Below are 20,781 nucleotides of genomic sequence, written 5' to 3' on the forward strand. Positions count from 1 at the left end.
CTTATTGATGTGCAATGCCATTGTCATCTAAAACTTTCAAGACTTTCTCCTTCGTTTCATCGTAATCAATAATCGCATTTAAAGGAATGATTTTTTCAGCAGGAATTGACCCTAAAGCATCTTGCAATGTTTTTTCGACAAAGAAGTAATCAGCCATATCGCCACTGGCACTCCCGACATCTGTGTGATCAATTTGAAAATTATCTGTATCAACACCGACTTCCTCTAAAATTTGTTGGATATTCATTTGCACCATAAAACTTGTTCCTAAACCACTTTGACAAACTGTAAAAATCTTCATCTTATTTCTCTCCTTCTTGGATAATTGATAGTATTTCTGGGACGGTTTCAGCCGCCACTAAGCGATGTAATGATTCTTTTTTTGATAGAATTTTTGTCAGACTAGATAAGGCCCGTAAATGTGTTTCGTTATCTGAAGCAGCTAAACAAATAAAAAGGTGAATTTCATGCTTAGGATCTTCTAATAAATCGACACTTTTTTGGATTTTTAGTAATGACATGCCTAACTGATTAACGCCATCTTCTGGTCGCGCATGAGGCAATGCTACGTCTGGACAGATATGGATAAATGGCCCAAACGATTCGACTTTTTGAATCATTGCATCAATGTACTTTTCCGTAATACTGCCATTTTTTAATAACGGCTTGGCAGCTTCTGTAATTCCCGCTCGCCAGTCTGCAACTTCAGGCAGGACTTGGACTGTTTCTGTTGTTAATAATTCCGATAACATTGGACGCAGATCCTCCTCTTTTTCTAAAATTTTGTTCATTTTACGATGCAAGACACGATATAACTGCGCTTCTGTGACTCCTTTTTTTAAGGAAATATAAGGTTTTAACGCATCTAAAATATCTTTAACATCTGGCATGGAAATACCTGGCAATAGCCAATCTGATTGAACTTGGTGCATCAATTGATTTTTCTCCAAAGAGCTCATAATGGGTTTGGTAAGATAAACTTTTTTGGCTGTTTCAATAGGGACCGTTGAGAAAATGATGTCATAGCTTTTTTCAGATACATTCTCTATTTCCCTCACCGCATTCGTTTCTTTAAATTCAATCATTGGAAATAGCCGACGCAATTCCGATTGCAAAATCAACGAAGAACTGATGCCACTGGGACAAACAATTAGCGCTTTTAGCTTTTCTTGCCGCTGTTCATTTTTTTGCCCGAAAATTTCTCCACCAAATAATATGGTAAAAAAACCGATTTCCTCTGACGGGATTGACCGTTTCGTTAATTTTTCTAAAGGAGCTAACGCTTGTTCACAAAGATGATAAAGCGACCGATACGATTGTCGAATATCCTTGATTAAAACATTCGGCAAGTAAAAGCCATAGTTAATCCGAAAATAGGCAGGAACCAGATGATAATACACATTCATGAGCAATTCACGAGGCTGCTCAAATTGAACGACGGCCAATAATTCCATTTTCCGAATAATTTCACCAGAAATATCTAATAAAAACTCTAACTTCATATCTCGCAATTCTCCTTGCAAAGCTGTCATTAAACAAATCGTGAAAAAAAGACTCTCAGTTTCTATATTCGCCACAGGCCCAACTAAATCACTTAAAATACGACGACTGACGGGATAAGCGCGTAAGGACTGAATTAACTGGTTCTCAGGCCAGACGACTGTTCCATATTTGCCTAATCTTTTTTGAGAAAAAGCAAGAAAGTAACTAATTTCATCCAATCTGCTGGGTACCAGTTGAAGCTGCGCTTCCTGGACGGCTAATTGAATGCCGTCACGCATTTTTGCGTATTGGCTCATTTGATGCTGACTGAGCCAGCAAAATAAAGCGAAGGTGCCCGACTTTTGTTGTAAGAGGCGGGCAAGCCAATTTTTCCCGAAACGACGAATCCGAAATTCATCTCCTTCTAGGTAAAACCCTCGTTTTCGTTCGTAGGATAAAGCAATGTTTTCAGTTGCTAGTTGGTGTCGTACTTTTTTGATGTCCGCTAAAATAGTGCCTTTCGAAACGTCTAAAAAATTTTGATAATGATACACCGATAGTTCTTCGATTTCTGAATAAGTGAGCAAAAAAATAAGTGCTTGTCTTTCTGTTTCGCTATAGATCACTTGACGTTGTTGAAAAAGTTGTTTTCCCCATTCATTTGCGGAAAGGTTTGGAATGCTGACGGTATTCTGTTGAACTTCTCCGCCTATTGTCGAAAGTTGCGTCACTAATTCTCGTTGCGAAAGATCGGTTATTTGTTGAGCCAAAGAGAGCGCAATTTTTTGCCCTGCATACTCGTCAAGGAGATAACTTATTTTATAATTCACAGCTGTGTCCTCCTCCTGTAATCATCATATAATGATAGCGCTTTATTTTCTATCTAAGTTGGGTACAAATGTCTACTGTACTTTTTTGATAAATTGTACCGTTCTTTATTTTAAAGTTAACAAAAACCCGTTGCAAGTTTCTTAAAAACTTACAACGGGTTTTCTTTATGTTAATTGTGTTTGTAATGCGATATTCAGCAAGATAGCCACCGCTACCCAGCCGCCACACATCACCAGAAGCAGCCAACTAAACATTGATTGTTTTACTAAAGACTGCTTAGGCTTTGCCAGATGTACAAAATTCATGCTATTTACTAAGAACAGTAAAAACAAAGCAAAACAAAGGACGGCCAAGCCAGCACAAATCCAAATCCACATCGTAATCTCCATCTATATTCCTCCTTCTACATTAACTCTATTTATAAAAACAGCACATTATTTTTCCTTTTTCCTTTTTTTATTCAAATAATAGAAACTTGTTAGTACTACGAGTAAACATGCAATACCAAGGCTGTAAAGCCACGTGCTATTTCGTTCACCTGTCCTTGGTAATGACGTCTGTGCATTAGTCGGATTCGTTTTAGCAGTGGTTTTTCTGCTCACTTTGTCTTGTTGTTGTGACTTTTTTTTATCTTTATCAGTGACTGGTTGCTCTGTTGGCTTAATGACACCTTCCGTTTTTAGTGCTCTTTCCCTCCATAGAACGTTACACCGATATTCGTTTGCCCTACTTCTTCTGCAAAACTCTCAGAAGAAACAATTAGACTCGCAATGCCAACGGTTAAAAGTATTCCCAACGTCACCAGAAGTGACCCTTTACTTTTCATTGTCATCATAGCGTGCTCCTTGTCTATTTTTCAAGGCTGCCTGTTTTTCTTGTTGTAAATAGGCTTGTTGTTTCAGTGTTGCTTTCTGTTGCGTAAAACGCCAAATAGCTAGAATTAGACTCACAATTGTTGCAGCTAACAAGCCATAAAAAGCTTGATTCCACCAAGTCGGTAGGACCAATTTCACTACTGCTTCTTTATTTAATTTTTTGGCTTCTTGACTACTGATGGTAAATTCTTGCTTAAACGGCCACACTTGTTGTTCATCTTCTTTCAAGACCGCTTTTCCTTCAAAAATATAGGTTCCTGGACGAACATCTTCTTTCCCGAAATCTAAATGGAAGTTCATCGTCGAATTTGGCGCAAAACGAACACTTGGTAAAATCCGTTTGGCATATTCTTTCGTTTCGCCTTTTTTCGTTACTTTTCCTTCTAAACGTACTTCAGGAAAAATAGCGGATGTCGGATTCTGAATAACCGCTTGGACCGATTTATTTCCTAAAGCAATGGTCGGAACTAATTTAACTAATTGAAGAGTCTCTGCTAGATACATCGGTGTATCTTCTGACATTCGTAAAGCAATTGCTACATTAAATCCATATCGACTGGTTAAACCCGTTGATTTTCCTTTTTCTTCCTTTTCATCTTCTGCAAGCGAAGCATAAACACCACCCAAAACTAATCCTTGGAAACCATTCGCTGGAATTTCGACAGTCATTTTGGCTGTTACGGTTTTCTTAGCGGGAACTTTTACATGTTCCTCAGGTAATTTAATTAATGTTGTCAAGGGTACTTTTAAACTTGAATCTGGTTTTTTCTCGAAATCATTGTACACAATTAAACCATTGTCATTCGTCACAGCATTCGCCAAATTTAAATCAATCGTCAATTCTTCATCTGTTTTATTAATTAATGATAATTCGACTTCTTGTTTCTGTCCTGGTTTTACAATGAGATCGTAGTAGGATTGCGTATTTTTCGCTTGATTCTCAGGAATATTGGGTTTAACTGTAAATTTTGTATTCATGTTGTCATCCGCTTCTTCTGCTTGTACAGCAGAAGGGATGCTTAATGCCATCACACAAATAAAAACTGTGACGATTAGCCAGCGCATTGTCTTCATTATTTGTTCCTCCTATGTATCGAAAAGGAGCCGTGCACCACTGCGCAGCTCCTTTTCTAGTAATGCAGTATTCTCGTTAGTAACTTTTTATGGCGCAGCCACTAATGTCCAAGTTACGTTACCTGTATACGCACCATTTGTAATTTGTGAACTAGGTGTTGTAATGTTTAATTTTACATTTGATAATTCAGAATCCCATGTACCTTGACCTTTACCAACTGCTGCTGTAGCAATTGATACAGCTGCTCCACCTACTGGAATAGTTGTTCCAGCAAATTCAGGACTTCCTGGATCTGCTGCAAAGGCAGCCACATCACGTGAGTATGTTTTTGCTGTTTCATCGTATTTAGCTACTGCTCCTGTTTGCGCAAAGGTAATTGAACCTTCTAAAGTAGCAGTACCATTTTTCATTTCAGCAACGCCTGCAGTAACTGACCAACCCGCTTGTGTTCCACGAACATCCCCGACCGCATAACGTTTTGTTTGTGTACCATTTGCATCTAATGAAATCGCTGATAAATCAGAACTAACTTCTGTCGAAGCAAATTTGAATTCTGTTGGAACATATAACAAATCAAAGTTAGTATTCGTACCTGGTTCTGGTTCTTGGGTACTTCCATCTTCTCCATCACCATTACCACCTGGTAATGAACCACTCGTCATTTCTACGTTTGCTGGTGTTGTACCAGTCGTTGTTGCATGTGCTGCTGCAGGAGCGATGCTTGCCCCTAAAATTGCCGTTCCTGCAAATAAAGTTACCAATGTTTTTTTCTTCATTTTACTCTCTCCTTTATATCTTGGTTAATTAATGAATAAAAAAGTGAAAAACTTTTCTATCTCAGTAGAACGTAAACTAAGTATAGCGAAAAAAAGACTGCTTGTGATTTCAAATTTTAAACACCTCATGCAAAAAAAATGAATTTACTATAACAGCAAGGTTCCAACGACTTTTTGTGTCTTTGAAAACGTAATTTTCAAAAAATATATTGTTTTTTTTCACATATAAAGTAGTAATTTTATAAAAAAACAGCGAGAAAACGTCAAAACATTAGTAACAAACACTAACATTTTGACGTTTTCTCGCATTTATTAAATCGAAATTTCCTCAATATTTTTAAAAAAAATAGTGAAAACTAAAATTATATCGTTTTCATAGACAAAACGTACATTTTTTCTTACGAAAATTGATAATCACTCGCTGACTATTCTCTAATCAAAGCTTGCGTTGTACAGCGGAAGGAACCACCTAACATTCTAGAAACATGGTAATCAATTGCCTCAACTTTGATACCTTTTGCTTCTATTTGAGGAATTAAAGTTGTAAACGATTGGTCCGTTATATACGTTTCTTCGTTAAGCGGTAGACCATTTGTCACTAAATACGCTGCTTCTTGCAAAGTAACGTGAATTTTTTCCCAGTTTGCTAATTGCGCAGGAAGTCCATCCAAAAAGGCCTCTTCACAAACAATCATCAAGCCTTCTCTCAACAAGCTCAACGCACAATCTAAGTGGAGAATATGCGGATGTAACCGAACCGGCACCACTTCATAACCAAAATGACCAATCATATTGGCTAACCACTGAATTCCTGCTAGGTTACTTGCCAAGCCAGAGTAGCCCACAAAAATTGTTGTTCCTAGAACTAAAACATCGCCGCCTTCAATAAAGGGACCTGCTTCACTTAAAGCCCCTTCAGAAATGTCAGGTTGTGGCGCAGCAAAATAATAGCCTTCTGCTTCTTGTGTCCACTGCTGAATAATCGGACGAATTGGTAAAATTTCTTGTCGACGGTGTTGAAATCTTAAGTTTCCTTCTATTAAGAGATTGCCAATTGTAAAAAAAGGGTCTCGTGAAAAGAAGTTACTATATCCTACGCCCAATTCCTTGCCATGTTCTTTTTCATAGGTTGTCAATAAACGTGGACGAAATACTTCTACGCCATAAGATTCTAATACTCCTTGCATGACTTCTTTTTCTTTTTCCCAACGCACTTGTTGTTCTGGTGCAAAGTCTGCTAAATCACGCCCTTCATTATTCTGTGTTAAACGGGCATTTTCCTCTGTTAAAAAAGTCGTATCCGCTTCATCAAATTTATCTGGTAAACAAAATTGCGATTGTGCTAAAACAACTGAACGCAACGGTGCAAATTCACTTTCAACATGCATTTTTTTCATTATTTGACCTCACTTTTATCTGGTTACCTTCATTATAACAGAGATAAAATTTTTATGCCTTCAATGAAGAAAAAGCAGAACTTCTATACGTTCTGCTTTTTCTTCATTTTGTTATTTACCAATACCTTTATCTTTAATCTCAGCTTTTTGCCCGGTGCCATCTACTAAGCCAAAAATAATCTTCGCTTGGTCTGTATTATCAATTTGTCCTGAAAAAGCTTCTGCTTGTGGGCCATAAGCATAGACATTTACATCTTCTCCTGTGTGTCCGCCAGTAGTCCAACCAGTATTCGAACGTTCATCAAAAATCTTTCTTAATGCCTGAGCGATTTTTTCAACATCTTTTGACTCCGCCGCTGTTTTCACTGCTTTCAATTCAGCCTCACTTAATTGAAAATCAATATACTCAGTCACTGTTTTTTCCACATTACCATTTTTAATAATTTCTTCTGCCATGAAATCAGGCGTGCGTTTTGCCGCATGTAAAGGCTCCGTCAACCAGTTGTATTGATCTCCTTTGCCTAAAGACAAGCCACCTGTTGAATGATCTGCAGTTGTAACCACCAATGTTTCACCATCTTTTTTGGCAAAATCGATGGCCTTTTCAAACGCCGCTTCGAAGTCTTGCATTTCGCTCATCGCGCCAACAATATCATTGCTATGCCCGGCCCAATCAATTTGACTACCTTCAACCATTAAAAAGAAACCTTTTTCATTTTTATCTAACCGTTGAAGAGCCGCTTCTGTCATATCAGCTAATGAAGGGACTTCTTCCGTTCGGTCAATCATTTTAGGTAGCCCGCCTGGTGCAAACAAGCCTAAAATTTTGTCGTCTTGGTTCTCATTTAACGACTTTTTGTCTGTGACATGACCATAACCCGCTTGGGAAAATTCTTTGACTAAATCACGATCTTTCCGGGCAAATAATTCGGAGCCGCCGCCAAGTAACACATCGACTTTGTGTTGTCCGTCGATTTGATCATCAAAATAGTCATCGGCGATTTCTGCCATATTTTTGCGTGAAACATTATGTGCGCCATATGCAGCAGGGGTTGCATGTGTTATTTCAGATGTTGCTACAAGACCCGTTGATTTCCCCACTTTTTTCGCACGTTCGAGCACTGTTTCTGTTTTGGACTTGTCATTATCGAGTGCAATAGCATTATTATAGGTTTTCACTCCGGCAGCCATCGCTGTCGCTGCGGAAGCTGAATCGGTGACATTCTCTTCTTCATCTTCTGGATAAGTGGCTTGCTGTCCGACCAAATAGGTATCAAAAGCTGTTTGGGGAACACGCTTGTCTGAGTGATTGGCTTTGAAATAGCGATAGCCCGTTGTATACGGATTCCCCATGCCATCTCCAATCATAAAAATAACATTTTTTACTGATGCTTTTTCAGATTCAGTTGCCTTCGCTTCAGCAACCTCTGTTTGTTTTTCGCCGCTTTTCTGTTCAGATAAATTTGTACAACCCGCTAATGTTGTGAATGTTAATAAGGTAACCCCTAGCAAAGCTCTTTTCTTCATTTCCTTGTTTCCTCCTTCATATCTACCCATACATTGACTATAACAAGTCTTAGTTGATTTCTGATAAATAACAAGTAAACAAAGTGTTAAGTTGTTGTATTGCTTCTGTTAAGTTCCTTATTTATCGCGTCTTGCTGCTCTTTTTTCGGCCTCTTTGCGTAATTGTTTCTGCGCTTTTTTTGAGCCGCGTTCAATATCTTTGAGTTTCTTTCGTTCATGGAAATCTGTAAATAAACTTTCTAAATCATAGTCTTGCGGATATAGATCTTGTGCTTTCGCTTGTAATTTCAACCGTCTTCGTGGTACATTTTCAATTTTATCATTCACAAATACTTGGATTTCTTGTTCACCCTCATCTGTAAAAACCAACCCAATTTGTTGTGTTTCTGTCAATAGGACACGATCACCTTTTTGATAACGGTGTGTTTCTTCTACAAACGTGGCAAAGGTCGTTTCTTTTGCTTTCAGGGGTTTAAATAGACTTCGATTAGTAGGGTATTCTTTCCGCTGAATATAATGAGCCGCCTTTTCAATGAGCTGTGGCTCCATCTTCATTTTACGTGCAATCCAAAGCGCCTGACTATCGCCAACTTCACCAATTTTCAATTGATATTTGGGCGTTAATGTTTCACGATCGAAGGCCATTGCGGCGGGCACAAAATCGTCATGCTCTTGGGCAAAACGTTTAATTTCACCATAATGGGTCGTTGCAACTACCAAGGCTCCCTTTTGATACATCGTTTCCATGATAGCAATCGCTAAGCCAGCTCCTTCGTTCGGCTCGGTACCACTGCCAATTTCATCTAATAAAACAAGCGTGTGTCGCTTAACATTACGCAACATTTCCGCAATATTTTTCATGTGCCCAGAAAAAGTGCTTAACGCATTTTCCAGATTTTGCTGATCACCAATATCGACAAAAATTTCATCTAATACTGGAATCTCTGTGCCTGCTTGTGCTGGAATTTGCAACCCAAATTGTGTCATGACAGTCAATAAGCCAACTGTTTTCAAGACAACCGTTTTACCACCAGCATTGGCACCTGTAATGACAAGTCCTCGATACTCTGCTCCTAAAGAAAACGTCAATGGTACTGCGTGTTCTAATAAAAGAGGGTGTTTTCCTTGAACAATGCGCAAGCGTTCTTCTTTGTTTACTTTTGGCGTAATCCCACCAATTTCGCGACTATACTTTCCTCGTGCAAAAATAATATCTAAGGTGGTCATTGTATCGACGGCTTGATCGACTAGTCGTTCTTGCTCATTGATTAACCCTGTTAGTTCTGCCAAAATTTGATATTCTTCCGCTGTTTCTTCCGCTTTTAAAAGTGTCAATTGTTCATTTAATTTACTAATTGCTACAGGTTCAATAAAGACCGTTTGTCCTTTATTGGATTGCTCAATGATTGTGCCTGAAACCTTATTTTTATAGCTAGCTTTGATTGGTACCGTGTAATGTTCCCCTTTTTTCACCATCATATTTTCTTGAATATACAGTTGATTATTTTTATTGCGTAAAAATTTGGTAACTTTTGTTTCAATTTCTTGTTGGCATTCATTGATTTGACGCCGGATTTTCCGAAGTTGTCGAGAAGCATCGGTGGCAACTTTTTGGTTATGGATTTTCGTATAAATTTGTTCTTCGATTGCTCTGAAATCAGCTAAGTGCTGACTGTAACTAAATAGGCGTGGTGTTTGGTATTGATTTTTTTCAAAAAACTTCTGGATTCGCTGACTACTTCTTAAAAAGTCAGCCACCTCAATCAATTCGTTTGGTGTAAGGATTAAGCCTTTTTTCACTTGTTGAAGCAAGCGGGTAATTTGGCTCAAGCCCATGAAAGGGACGTGTTGTCCGCTATCAATAATTAAGCGGGCCTCGGTTGTTTCCGTTAAGCGGGACTGCACTGTTTCTAAACGTGTTGCAGGGACCATTTTCGCCAACCGTTCTTTACTATACTCGCCAATCGCACGTGTTTGAACTTCTTTAAGAATTGTTGTAAATTGTAATTTTTGAATGGTTTCATGATTCATTTGTTTTTTCTTCCTTTCTATCATGAAAAGAATACCTGGCGCCTTTAAATAAAAACCAGTTTCTATAGAAAAAAGAGGACAGCGTTCTACCGCTGTCCTCTTTATCATTGGATAAAGGTTACTAAAGAAACCTCTTTTAAAGGAGGTATTTAGTAAATGAGATGACTGACAGGTATCACTTTCTAAGCACACCAAATAAACCTTGCTTGGTTCACTGGTTATTCAACTTATCAATTAGATACCTACGACACTCACCAAAATACCCCACATTCATTTGTTGGTTTTTATTTATTCTCCACTTGAGAGTAGCAAATCTGGCGAAGAAAGTCAAATAAAGATTGGCCCTTTACTTATTCAATGTGTTTTTCATCATGGTTAGTAACGTTTTCACGTCTTCTGTTCTAGTGTCCCCTGTTTCTTGATCGATAATTGAGCTGTAGACATGAGGAATGATTTTTTTAACGCCGGCATCCACCGCAATTTGAACAATTTCTTCAAAGTTTTCTAAATCAATGCCCCCTGTTGGTTCTAAATAAAAGTCATACTTGGCACAAGCTGCTGCTACTGCTTGGTATTCTTCTTTGTGAGCCAAGCCTTTCATCGGGAAATATTTAATGGAACTGCCCCCCATGTCTTTCAACAATTTGATGGCGGTTTCGATAGGCACTTCCGCCGCTGGCGCACCAGAGCTTAACGGACCTGTCGCAATGTTGACATAGCCAACTTTGCCTGTGGGTGAAACCAAGCCATTAATCACTGTTTCGTCTTGACGAAGTAAGGCCCGCGAAGCGCCGACACCTGTGAAGACTTGGTTCACGTGTTGCGGTTGTAAAACTTCTGATAAGCGAGCCACCATTTGACTTTGATTTGGATCACCAGCTCCTAAACCGACAGATAAAGCGTTGTTGGTTGCTGCTTGGTATTTTTTCATATCGTCAATGGCTGCTTCATCGGTTTCATAGTTTTTTGAAAGGACGCCTAACACAACATGCCCTTCTGCTGCTTCATAACAGGCTTGGGCATTTTCTACTGAATTGGCTAAAACGTTTAAACAAATGCGTTCTTCTAAATAATTAGGTTTTAATGACATGGCTTATTTCTCCTTTGTGTCCATAATTTCTTGTAATCGTTGCACGATTTTGTTCATTTCTTCTTGATTGACAGAACGAATGTCAAACTCAATGATGCCATTGTTTGCTTGATATTCTCGCGTATAAATGGCTGGACTTTCTGCTTTTAACGCTTGGATGACTTCCTTGGCGGTTTTTCTGCCGTCCACTTTGACACTGGCGCGATAAATGTCTCGTCCGGCGCCATCTTGGACGATTTTAGCGGTTAAATCTGACAGGTTGTTGATGGCTTCAACAAACGGTTTTAAGCGTTCTTGCATCAAAGCCCCTGATTCACTGCCATGCGCCAAGTATTCTTCCACTGCTTGCGTAAAGCCTAGGATATTGTCTTTGCCAATTTTCATTGCTCGACCAATGCCTTTGCCTTGTAGGCGCACCCAGTCAATGTATTCTTTTTTCCCGACCACTAAACCGGCACTTGGCCCTTCGATGGCTTTGGCGCCGCTGTAAATCACCAAATCAGCGCCTGCTTCAGTGTATTTGAAAAGATCTTCTTCTGCTGCCGCGTCAACAATTAGCGGCACCTTGTGGCGTTGCGCCACTTTGGCCGCTTCGGCCACCGTCAGCATACTTTTTTGCACGGTATGATGGCTTTTGATGTATAGAATGGCCGCTGTTTTTTCGGAAATCATCATTTCCACGTGTTCTGGACTGCACATGTTGGCGTAGCCAGCTTCCACCACTTGGCCGCCGCCTTGCGCTACCATGACTTCTACAGGCGTACCGTAGTCCACGTTGTGCCCTTTAGGTAAAATAATCTCTCGCTGTTCGATTTTTTCTGTATAGGGATGATACGCGTGGTACAAGCTGCCTTTTCCAATCAAGGCAGCCACCGATTGGGCAATCCCCGCCGAAGCCGAGGAAACGATTTGGGCATCTTCTGCCTTCAACAAGTTGGCTAAAAAGGCCCCTGTTTGCACACTAAGTTCACTCATTTCAAAGAAATGTTCGCCGCCGAATCGTTGAGCCGCTAGGACTGCCTCCGAAACTTTGGAGACACCTAGAATGGTCATTTTGCCAGAAGCATTGATGACTTCTTTCAAGTGGAATTTTTCGTAACTATTCATTATTTTCTCCTTTATAACAAACCAAAGAATGAAGTGACCAAACTAACTAAGACAATCGTGCCGATAATGATACCGTAACGTGGGCCTTTTTTTACCATGAAGAAATAAATAGCCATGACTGCTGCTAAAGGAAGTAACCCTTTCATAATTTGATCTAGGATATCTTGTAAAACAATCGTGGCACCGCCAGTAACTTTAAACGTCATCGGGCTAGCAATTTTAACATAACTCGCACTTAAAGCGCCCATCATCATCATTCCTAAAACATTTGCTGAATAAATGACTTGCTTAATTTTGCCGTCTTTTAACAAACTTAAGATTGAATTACGCCCTAATGTATAGGACTTATTTACTAACGTCCAACTGATGTATAACGTAATGGCTGTGTACAGAACCAACGGACCGATACTTCCAATCACGTTACCTCCTTTAGCCATTGGAATAAAAATGGAAATGATTAACGGCATTAATGCTGCCCAAATAATCGAATCGCCAATCCCAGCCAGCGGACCCATCAGCCCAGTTTTAATCGATGTGATCGCCGTATCAGAGATCGCTGCGCCATTGGATTTTTCTTCCTCCATAGCAATTGCAATCCCTTGAATGGAAGCCCCTACTGTTCCTTCAGTATTAAAAAAATTCAAATGACGTTTCAGAGCTTCTTTTTGTTGTTCTTCATCGTCTGCGTAAAGTTTTTTAATTGCAGGAATCATCGATGCACAAAAAACTAAACTTTGAAGACGTTCATAAGAATTTGATAATTCACAGCCTAGTTGATAAATCCAAAAGGCTTTGGATAATTCTTTTTTAGTAATTTTTTTCTGTTCCAATTGTTGTTCATTTGCTTGTGTCATTTGTTCCATTATGCTGCCTCCTCACTCAATGCCTTGTTTCTAACTAAAAAGGCAATACAGATTCCTAAAATAGCGACGGCCATAACTTCTGCGCCAAAATATACTACTGCAACAAAACCAATTAAAAAATAAGGAATCAAATTTTTCTTGCCAATTACCATAATTGTTAAGGCGAATCCTAACGCTGGTAAAATACCACCCATTACTTCAAAGCCGTGCATCAACCATGCTGGGATAACTTCTAAGACTTTATTCACCACAGATTGACCAAAAAAGTTCGCCGCAAAAACCAACGGAAAGCGAATTAAAAATACCGCTAAAGCTGGATAAACAAACGCAGCTCGGTAAATCCCCCCATAATTTAACTCTTCCGCATATTTATCAGCCATATGCACCCACGTCGCATTGATGGTGCGCCGTAATTGATCCATAAAGACGCCTAACACACCAAAAGGAACAGCTAGTGCAACAGCCGCCTCGGCATTCATTCCCACACCTAAAGCAATCGGAATCGCGATTGCTGAAGCTAAAGCCGGATCACTAGGCACATTGCCACCCGGTGTGGAGGTGACTCCGAGATAAACAAGTTGAATCCCCGCCCCCACAACCATTGCTTCACTAAGTTTTCCTGTTGCTAAACCAGCCACCAACGCTGCGCCTAATGGCTGAGACAGCATGCCTGAAAATGTGTACCCAAAACGCAAACGTGCAAACCAATAATAAAGTCCCATAATAATTGAAACACCTAAAACGCCCATATGATTCTCTCCTTTTTCTCTGATTATAGTGATTGATATTTTTCAATTAATTTTTGAATTGGTAGGGGATTTTCTTCGGGAATCGCTTGGAAGAAAACATGGATGCCCTTCGTTAAAAGTTCAGTCAAAATTGCAACATCTTCTTCAGATAAATTGATATTTTTTAAAACATTTTTCCGATTTGGTCCGCCACCTAAGCCACCAACTTGAATCTCCTCTTTAATAATTTCTTGGTCCACCATCGCTTTTAAGGTCGTTAAATCTGGCACTAAAAATAACACCTTTTTCTCTTCCTTTTCTTGCGATCCCCAATATTCTTTGGCACTTTCAATCCCTTTAATTACTACAGAAACCCCTGGAGGCGCCGCCATTAAATAAATACTTTGTAAAAATTCATCTTGCTCTAGTTCATCACTCACTACCAAAATTTCATTTGCACCTGATTGTTGTAACCATTTAGTCACTACTTGTCCATGGATTAAACGGCTATCGACTCTTGTTAATACGATTTTTGACATTCTGTTCACCTGTACTTTCTTATTTTGGAATTTCTAAAATTTGACAACTGTCTACTGCTGCTTGTTGAATCATCTCTGCATCTTGTAAACGAAATCCAGGACCACTTTGTTTCATGACGGATTCTAATAATAACGATGTGCATAATCCTGACACAATCAGGAGGTCATAATCTTTTGATAAACGTAATGCAACGTTACTAGGTGTGCCGCCTTTAACATCTGTTAAAATTAGCAACTGGTTGTGCCACGTTAATTGGTCAATTTTTTCTGTGACTCGTTCTAAATAATCCCCCAGTGAATCCTCTGCTTGTAATGCAACTTCATGTACATTTGTGACTTCTCCAACAATCATCTGGACGCTTTTGACTAATTCCAAGCCCCAACCATTGTGTGTTAAAAGTAAAATTGGTTCATTTTCCATAAACAAACTCCTTTGCTAATTAATCATTTTATTAAAAGCAATAAGTGTGCCAACTTTCATTTCCGTTTGAATTAAGCCTTTTCAAAGAGCAATTCATAAATATAGCGCACTTCCAAAGGTGGAATCAACAGATTATAGGACACTTCAAGCGGTCGAAACGCCATTTTTATGACAGATACAGCTTCTGGCAACTCTCGATATGACACTTCATAAGCTGTCGGGTCATATTCTGGATTCAACAATTGCCGTTCTAACATACAAGCACAATGAATGATAAAACGAAGTAAAATCTTTTCGTCACTTTTTATTTTAGTTTGCAAGCAAATGTCTGAATAAATCTTAGCTAATTCGATTGAAATGGTTGTAGGATTCAAAACCGTTAGTAAGTCTGTAATAGCTTCGATTGATAATCCTTGAATATATTTAGCTGAAACTTTTTTTAGTAACTCTTGGTTTTGTTTTTCTTCTAAATGATGGCCTAATAATTCGAAAACTAGCTGAATGCCCCGCTTCGATAGTAAATCTTGTAAAGAAATAAACGGAATATCTGGCACTTCTGTCTTTACGGTGCCAATGATACCAACGATTTTCTCTTCTTTCCGAACAAAAGAATGCAAGCGATCAATGTCTTCCACTTCTCTTTTCTCTAAAGTAATGATGCGTACATTCGTTAGTAATTCATTGGGAAAAGTTTTTAGTAACAACTGTTCAATTTTAATAGCAGTCCCCATGCCAGTTAGACAGGAAATAATGAGAACTTTTGCCTCGTTGAAGCGACCTTTACTGCAAATCAAGGCGCGATGATTTTTTTCTTTTAAGACTGGTAATAGATACTCAAACGCCGTCGATTCATAAATGACTTCTCGGGCCACTTCTAGCAATGTTAATAGATTGATATTGCTAATTAGCAGCACTTCCATTTGAAACGTTTGACTGATAGCATTACCAAAGTAAACCAGGGAACCGATGTCCACCATTAAAATAATTTTTTTATACTGATTTTGCTTTACAATTGTACGGACTTTTTCTAATGTTTCTTCCACTGATTGATTAATCGGCATATCAACTGCACGCATGACCGTTGTTGAAAACAGAAGGTTGGTGTACTCAACCATGCTACTGGCCGTCGCGGCACCATGTGCAACGACGATAACGCCACAGTTTTCTTCATCTGAGTGCGCTCTTTTTTTAGCTGTGACTTTACGAATAAATAGATCGAAAAAGAGGATTTCCGTATCAGCAAAAGAAATCCCAAACAATGTTTGTAGAAAGTCCACCATGGTCTTAGCAGCTTGATACTGGGTTACTTTGCCAGAATAGATATTTTTGGTATCTGAATAAAATGTTTCATTCATTTGTGCAGAATAAAAAACAGCAGAATAAAGGTGGACAATTAAAATATTCTGGAAATCCTCTGTCAATTTTTCTTGGATTAATTGTTCAAAAAAGACAATGGCTTCTTGAATTTTTGGCTGCAATGTTTCGTCAATGGCCTCTATGGCTAGCGGTTCTTGAGCAAAAATATCCATATCATAAAGTTGCTCGACTTTGTTTTGCATGATTGCTAGCGCATCCTCTGTCGAAAGAGTTAATTTTTTCAAATCCGCATATTCTTTCAATAGAAAATTATAAAAACGATCATTTTTCAGACTTTCTGATTTAAGTAACTCTTGACTGCTTAAATAAAAATGGTTGTATTGAATCGTGAGGCCATCGTTAGGTATCCACTCATTAAAAGCCAGCAGACTTTCTACATCAGGTTGCTCTTTGACTGTCCCCTCGTTTGCTTCAATGCAAATAGTTTCCGTTAATTGATCGAACACCTCTAAATAGGCTTGTGCGCTCATAAATTGAATCGCCGCTTTCAATTCGCCTACGTTGGCTTCAAAATGAGTAAATGTTAATTGTTTCAACGCCTCATAACGAATATGGATATTCTTTTGAATCCGTTGACTTTCTTCTAAGAAAAAGGACAAAATCAATTGAATTTTTTCTTTCAAAGAGCGCTCGGCTAAAGCTGGAATGGCTAATGTCACAGGGATCCTTCTTAAAAACGTTTTCAAAAAATGTTGATTGACTGCTTCGGTTGTTGCAAAAATAAATTTTATCGATACATTTCTTTGTTTTTCGGCTTCGCCCATCCGTGTAAAATACCCTTTATCCAAAACTGTAAACAATTTTTCTTGGCCTTCGCTCGTTAATCGATGGACTTCATCTAAAAATAAAAAACCGCCATCTGCCAACTCCACTAAACCTTTTTGGTCATTGACGGCACCAGTGAAACTGCCTTTTTTATAGCCAAACAGATGCGAAGTTAATAATTCTGGATTGTTGAAATATTCTGCACAATTAAAATAAATAAACGGAACTTCTTGGTTCATTTTAACTTGATAAAATTGGTGTAATTGTTCTGCAATTAAGGTTTTCCCCACCCCAGATTCTCCAGTAAGTAAAATATTCAAGCCATTAGGCGGATATAAAATAGCGGCTTTCAACTTCTTGATGGCGTCTGCTAAGCTCCCATCAAAACCAATTACGTTCGCAAATGGATTCATTTTCAGTAGCTGCTTTTTCTTATGTATCTGTTCTGTCTGTTGATAAATGTCCTCTTGCAGCGAAGCGAGGGAATCGTAGCACGTGCTACTTTTAAAAAAAGGAAACTGTTCCTCTAAGTAGTCTTTATCAAAAAATAACACCGGTCTTGATTTAACTTTAACGACTTGGTCTTTTCTCACTAATTCTGAAAGCTCTTCACTAACAGCGGTTCGGGTATAGCCAGAGGTCTGACTTAATTGCGAAGCCGTTGCGGGCAACAAGGTTTCTTTGCTACTTGGATTTTGTACGTGAAACTGTTTTAACGCTTGATGAATATTATCAATTCTCATAGTCTTTTCCCCATTTCTTTTTTGATCCAAAAGTTAATTTATTATACATTAAAACGGAAGCGGTTTCTTATTTACCATAAAAAAAATCAAGTCTTTAACCAAAAGATTAAAGACTTGATTTTTATTCTCCGTATTGTACAAGTTGTGTATTTTCACAATGAAAGTCCAAGAAATCTTGGATTTTTTTACCATTGAAGTAGTTATCAATGACTCGCATAACCGCATTGTGGCAAACAAATAGGTAAGTTTCCTCTGAAGCCAAGGCTTCCTCAATCAGGGGATAAATTCGACCCGCGACATCTAGGACTGATTCCCCTTCTGGAAACGGCAAGGAAATCTCAGAACGATTTTCTTGGAAAGCCGTTGTTTCAATCGGTTCACCATCATAAATGCCAAAATTCATCTCAATTAAACGAGGTTCTGTTTCAATCGTCAATTGATTTCGTTCTGCAATTTTACGGGCTGTTTCTTGCGCCCTTTTTAAAGGCGACGCCAGTAAACGGTCGATTTGAATTCCTTGTTTGGCAATTTTTTCAGCTACCAATTCTGCTTGTTGATAGCCTTTTTCGGTCAATTGCGCTTCCGCATGACCACAAATTCTACGGGCCACATTATAATCTGTTTCACCATGTCTCACTACGTACAGCATTTTTCCACCTCAGTTTTTTGTCTTGTGTCTATTTTATCTGAAATTTGGTCACAATAACACCCTATTTAGCGGTAACTTTCTGGTAATTTAAATTTGCCTTCTTGCTCAAACTGTTCGCCTACTTGGAATAAGAGATCTTCACGTCCACGAGCAGCCAGCAATTGAATGCCTAAGGGTAACCCCGTTGCCGTAACATGTGTGGGCAAGCTGATGGCTGGTTGTCCTGTCAAGTTAGCTAGTTGAGTATACGGTGTTAGCTGTAAACTTTTATCAAAATAATCATAGATTAATTCAGCTAATTCTGCTTCTGTTAATTCTGCTGCTTGCGCCATTCGTTGACGAATGTGCTCACTTTGCAAATCTTCGTTAATTTTTGGTGCTGAAAAAGCCGTTGTTGGTGATAAAAACAGATCAAATTTTTGAAAAAGTTCTTCCATCGTTACTGCTGCTTGATCCCACAACTGTAATGAATGAACATAGGTGGCTGCTGGAATCTTTTGGCCGAATTGATGCATGGTCCATGAAAAAGGTTCGATTTCTTCTTTACGAATTGGGCGCCCGAGCCCCTGTTGAATGCTGTTCATCATCGCTGTAGTTTCTGCGCCGTTCATTTGATAATAGGAGCGAATCAGCGCTGCACCATCGACTGGATAAGGAATTTCAATGATTTCATGGCCAGCGGCTGCCAGAAAATCAGCCGCTTGTTTCGCCGCTAGTGTTGCTTCTGGCGAAATCATTGAGCCGATAGGCGAAGCGGTACACAGAGCAATTTTTAGCCGTTGTTTTTTAGGGTGTGTTTGCCATTCTGCCAAGGGCGCTTGGTAGGGGGCGCCACTGTGGCTACCACGTAGGCCATAGAATAACGCTTTGGTGTCTCTCATAGAAATAGTCAACGCAAAGTCAATCGAGGCACCTTGCCAGCCTCGCCAGCCTTCAGGGCCGACAGGCATGGAGCCACGGCTAGGTTTTAAGCCAATTAAGCCACTAAAAGAGGCGGGAATTCGGATGGAGCCACCGCCATCGCTAGCGCCGGCTATAGGAACAATCCCGCTAGCGACAACTGCGGCAGCGCCGCCACTGGAACCGCCTGGCGAATGTTCCAGGTTCCAAGGATTGCGGGCTGGCCCGTAAAGCGCAGGGTCCGTAATATTTTTAAAGCCAAACTCTGGAGCGTTGGTTTGTCCTAAAGGCATCAAACCAATCGTTTCTGCTTGTTTGACAAAGTTAGAGGTCGTTGTTGCAGTACTATTTTTAAAAAATTGCGAGCCGGCCGTTGCTGACCACCCCGCTTTTTCTTGGCCTAACATTTTCAATGGAAATGGCAAACCAGCAAATAGTGTGTCCTGCTGTTTATTTTTTTGATAAGTTGCTTCTGCTTCTTGGCTATCAAAGGTTACAAAGCCATTGATCTTTGGATTTAACTTTTGGACTTTTTTCTCAATATCCTTTAAGAGTTCTGTGCGACTTACTTTCTGTTCTTTTAATTGTTGTACCCAATATAGTCCGTCTTTCATACAGACCCACCTCCTATACTATTCCTTATTAGTATAGCATGGTTTTTAGGGGTCATCCTGTGATGGTGATTTTCATTCGTCAAGTGCTTCTCTAATTTAAGTAAATAATTCGCCAATGTAAGGAAGCAACTGCGGATGCAGTTTGTAGCCTTTATAACGTGTATTTTGGATACCTTGTTTTTTAAAGCCCCCTACTTGAATTTTTTTATTTAATTTTGTCAGCTGTTTGGTCATTTTTTTTCGATTATTGGCTGTTTCTTCTGTGTCATATATTAATTTACACAGGCGCTCCATTGGTAAGTGTTCTTTTGGCGTACTATACAAGACAGCCAGTAGTGCACGTTCTGCGGCTGTTAGCTTTATCCCCTCTACATCTAACTTTTCATCTTCTCGTTGGATGGGTTTATTTAATTCTGCCAAAAGGAGATTTTCTCTTAACGTATCCAAAGTCGCATCCAATCGTAACCAATTGAGAATGCCATATTGATAGCTAATGCTCAATTCTTCCGAGGTAGGAATATCTTCCGAGCGAAGAAACAACGGCGTTTTAACTCTGGCTAATTCCTTTAGATATAAATATTGTTCTTTGCGAGGAATCGTTTCGCTGAGAATGATGGCATCAAATTTTCGATAAAACAAATGACTTTCCTTAATTTCACCAATCAGACACGTCGTACAAAAAACTTGGTGATCTAAATGCTGTAAGCGGTTTTGAAAAGCAGTTTCTGATAAAATATTTTTTGTGATGACCATTATTTTCATTCTTGATTCCTCCTTAATTCTTTTTTGGTTCAAAATTTTCTCAATTTTCGTGTTTTGTTTTGATATATTTAGTATACTGGAATTTTTTCGAATTAAAATTTAGAAATTTACAAGCAAATCAGTCATTAACAGTCATTCCTGTAATCCCCGATTTATAAAGGATTTCCAATAGTCTTATTTAAAAAATGTTTGTTATTTAATCCTCAACGTGCTATTTTTTTAATTTTTT

18 protein-coding genes and 1 pseudogene are annotated in these 20,781 nt (G+C 39.0%); all 19 read right to left on the reverse strand.

Annotated features, from left to right (window positions below; genetic code table 11):
• Position 1 precedes the first annotated feature (1 nt).
• The 19 genes and pseudogenes from IGI80_RS01835 to IGI80_RS01925 all read right to left on the reverse strand — a co-directional run bounded on the left by IGI80_RS01835 (position 2) and on the right by IGI80_RS01925 (position 20,552).
• The gene (locus tag IGI80_RS01835) at positions 2–301 is read right to left on the reverse strand and encodes a PTS sugar transporter subunit IIB (RefSeq protein ID WP_002367331.1); all 300 of its coding nucleotides are present in this window, start codon (positions 299–301) and stop codon (positions 2–4) included.
• Between the two features lies 1 nt (position 302).
• Positions 303–2,312 (reverse strand): BglG family transcription antiterminator, encoded by a 2,010-nt coding sequence (locus IGI80_RS01840; RefSeq protein WP_438722555.1) that lies wholly within the window; start codon positions 2,310–2,312, stop codon positions 303–305.
• Between the two features lie 165 nt (positions 2,313–2,477).
• A complete protein-coding gene (locus IGI80_RS01845; RefSeq protein WP_002355093.1) occupies positions 2,478–2,702 on the reverse strand; it encodes a hypothetical protein in 225 nt (74 codons plus the stop codon).
• A gap of 45 nt (positions 2,703–2,747) precedes the next feature.
• Positions 2,748–3,148, reverse strand: a pseudogene (locus tag IGI80_RS01850) (LPXTG cell wall anchor domain-containing protein).
• Entirely contained in the window at positions 3,129–4,262 is a 1,134-nt protein-coding gene (locus IGI80_RS01855; RefSeq protein WP_002385299.1) for a DUF916 and DUF3324 domain-containing protein, read from the reverse strand. The pseudogene IGI80_RS01850 and the gene IGI80_RS01855 overlap by 20 nt, the downstream one beginning before the upstream one ends.
• A gap of 87 nt (positions 4,263–4,349) precedes the next feature.
• A complete protein-coding gene (locus IGI80_RS01860; RefSeq protein ID WP_002355089.1) occupies positions 4,350–5,039 on the reverse strand; it encodes a WxL domain-containing protein in 690 nt (229 codons plus the stop codon).
• Between the two features lie 425 nt (positions 5,040–5,464).
• Entirely contained in the window at positions 5,465–6,436 is a 972-nt protein-coding gene (locus tag IGI80_RS01865; protein ID WP_002367340.1) for a dimethylarginine dimethylaminohydrolase family protein, read from the reverse strand.
• 111 nt (positions 6,437–6,547) lie between these two features.
• Positions 6,548–7,993, reverse strand: coding sequence for an alkaline phosphatase (locus IGI80_RS01870; RefSeq protein ID WP_002392525.1), 1,446 nt, complete (start codon positions 7,991–7,993; stop codon positions 6,548–6,550).
• An 87-nt stretch (positions 7,994–8,080) separates the two neighbouring features.
• The gene (locus tag IGI80_RS01875) at positions 8,081–9,994 is read right to left on the reverse strand and encodes an endonuclease MutS2 (protein WP_002355085.1); all 1,914 of its coding nucleotides are present in this window, start codon (positions 9,992–9,994) and stop codon (positions 8,081–8,083) included.
• A 346-nt stretch (positions 9,995–10,340) separates the two neighbouring features.
• Entirely contained in the window at positions 10,341–11,084 is a 744-nt protein-coding gene (gene dagF, locus IGI80_RS01880) for a 2-dehydro-3-deoxy-phosphogluconate aldolase (protein WP_002361094.1), read from the reverse strand.
• A 3-nt stretch (positions 11,085–11,087) separates the two neighbouring features.
• Positions 11,088–12,191, reverse strand: coding sequence for a DgaE family pyridoxal phosphate-dependent ammonia lyase (locus IGI80_RS01885; RefSeq protein ID WP_438722556.1), 1,104 nt, complete (start codon positions 12,189–12,191; stop codon positions 11,088–11,090).
• Positions 12,192–12,202: 11 nt separating this feature from the next.
• Positions 12,203–13,054 (reverse strand): PTS system mannose/fructose/sorbose family transporter subunit IID, encoded by an 852-nt coding sequence (locus tag IGI80_RS01890; protein WP_002355080.1) that lies wholly within the window; start codon positions 13,052–13,054, stop codon positions 12,203–12,205.
• Entirely contained in the window at positions 13,054–13,803 is a 750-nt protein-coding gene (locus IGI80_RS01895) for a PTS mannose/fructose/sorbose/N-acetylgalactosamine transporter subunit IIC (RefSeq protein WP_438722558.1), read from the reverse strand. Before IGI80_RS01895 ends, IGI80_RS01890 begins: the two co-directional genes overlap by 1 nt.
• 23 nt (positions 13,804–13,826) lie before the next feature.
• Positions 13,827–14,321 carry a PTS system mannose/fructose/N-acetylgalactosamine-transporter subunit IIB gene (locus tag IGI80_RS01900; protein ID WP_010776135.1) on the reverse strand — a complete coding sequence of 165 codons (495 nt, stop codon included), beginning with the start codon at positions 14,319–14,321 and terminating at the stop codon, positions 13,827–13,829.
• A gap of 19 nt (positions 14,322–14,340) precedes the next feature.
• Entirely contained in the window at positions 14,341–14,742 is a 402-nt protein-coding gene (locus tag IGI80_RS01905; protein WP_002365282.1) for a PTS sugar transporter subunit IIA, read from the reverse strand.
• Positions 14,743–14,813: 71 nt separating this feature from the next.
• Positions 14,814–17,627: a sigma 54-interacting transcriptional regulator gene (locus tag IGI80_RS01910; RefSeq protein WP_025194412.1), complete on the reverse strand. Its 2,814-nt coding sequence runs from the start codon at positions 17,625–17,627 to the stop codon at positions 14,814–14,816.
• A gap of 121 nt (positions 17,628–17,748) precedes the next feature.
• Positions 17,749–18,276 (reverse strand): histidine phosphatase family protein, encoded by a 528-nt coding sequence (locus tag IGI80_RS01915; protein WP_002359138.1) that lies wholly within the window; start codon positions 18,274–18,276, stop codon positions 17,749–17,751.
• A gap of 65 nt (positions 18,277–18,341) precedes the next feature.
• Positions 18,342–19,790 (reverse strand): amidase, encoded by a 1,449-nt coding sequence (locus tag IGI80_RS01920; protein ID WP_438722560.1) that lies wholly within the window; start codon positions 19,788–19,790, stop codon positions 18,342–18,344.
• 96 nt (positions 19,791–19,886) lie between these two features.
• Entirely contained in the window at positions 19,887–20,552 is a 666-nt protein-coding gene (locus IGI80_RS01925) for a helix-turn-helix domain-containing protein (RefSeq protein WP_002359135.1), read from the reverse strand.
• Between the last annotated feature and the right edge of the window lie 229 nt (positions 20,553–20,781).

Origin of the sequence: Enterococcus sp. DIV1420a (genome assembly GCF_051712165.1) — a bacterium.
Lineage (GTDB): Bacteria > Bacillota > Bacilli > Lactobacillales > Enterococcaceae > Enterococcus > Enterococcus faecalis.

Excerpts from the sequence above, each read along its gene's own strand:
- IGI80_RS01900 (WP_010776135.1), bottom strand. The coding sequence starts at position 14,321 with ATGTCAAAAATCGTATTAACAAGAGTCGATAGCCGTTTAATCCATGGA.
- IGI80_RS01915 (WP_002359138.1), bottom strand. The coding sequence starts at position 18,276 with ATGCTGTACGTAGTGAGACATGGTGAAACAGATTATAATGTGGCCCGT.
- IGI80_RS01890 (WP_002355080.1), bottom strand. The coding sequence starts at position 13,054 with ATGGAACAAATGACACAAGCAAATGAACAACAATTGGAACAGAAAAAA.
- IGI80_RS01865 (WP_002367340.1), bottom strand. The coding sequence starts at position 6,436 with ATGAAAAAAATGCATGTTGAAAGTGAATTTGCACCGTTGCGTTCAGTT.
- IGI80_RS01845 (WP_002355093.1), bottom strand. The coding sequence starts at position 2,702 with ATGGAGATTACGATGTGGATTTGGATTTGTGCTGGCTTGGCCGTCCTT.
- IGI80_RS01885 (WP_438722556.1), bottom strand. The coding sequence starts at position 12,191 with ATGAATAGTTACGAAAAATTCCACTTGAAAGAAGTCATCAATGCTTCT.
- IGI80_RS01855 (WP_002385299.1), bottom strand. The coding sequence starts at position 4,262 with ATGAAGACAATGCGCTGGCTAATCGTCACAGTTTTTATTTGTGTGATG.
- IGI80_RS01870 (WP_002392525.1), bottom strand. The coding sequence starts at position 7,993 with ATGGGTAGATATGAAGGAGGAAACAAGGAAATGAAGAAAAGAGCTTTG.
- IGI80_RS01860 (WP_002355089.1), bottom strand. The coding sequence starts at position 5,039 with ATGAAGAAAAAAACATTGGTAACTTTATTTGCAGGAACGGCAATTTTA.
- dagF (WP_002361094.1), bottom strand. The coding sequence starts at position 11,084 with ATGTCATTAAAACCTAATTATTTAGAAGAACGCATTTGTTTAAACGTT.
- IGI80_RS01925 (WP_002359135.1), bottom strand. The coding sequence starts at position 20,552 with ATGAAAATAATGGTCATCACAAAAAATATTTTATCAGAAACTGCTTTT.
- IGI80_RS01905 (WP_002365282.1), bottom strand. The coding sequence starts at position 14,742 with ATGGAAAATGAACCAATTTTACTTTTAACACACAATGGTTGGGGCTTG.
- IGI80_RS01835 (WP_002367331.1), bottom strand. The coding sequence starts at position 301 with ATGAAGATTTTTACAGTTTGTCAAAGTGGTTTAGGAACAAGTTTTATG.
- IGI80_RS01910 (WP_025194412.1), bottom strand. The coding sequence starts at position 17,627 with ATGAGAATTGATAATATTCATCAAGCGTTAAAACAGTTTCACGTACAA.
- IGI80_RS01895 (WP_438722558.1), bottom strand. The coding sequence starts at position 13,803 with ATGGGCGTTTTAGGTGTTTCAATTATTATGGGACTTTATTATTGGTTT.
- IGI80_RS01920 (WP_438722560.1), bottom strand. The coding sequence starts at position 19,790 with ATGAAAGACGGACTATATTGGGTACAACAATTAAAAGAACAGAAAGTA.
- IGI80_RS01875 (WP_002355085.1), bottom strand. The coding sequence starts at position 9,994 with ATGAATCATGAAACCATTCAAAAATTACAATTTACAACAATTCTTAAA.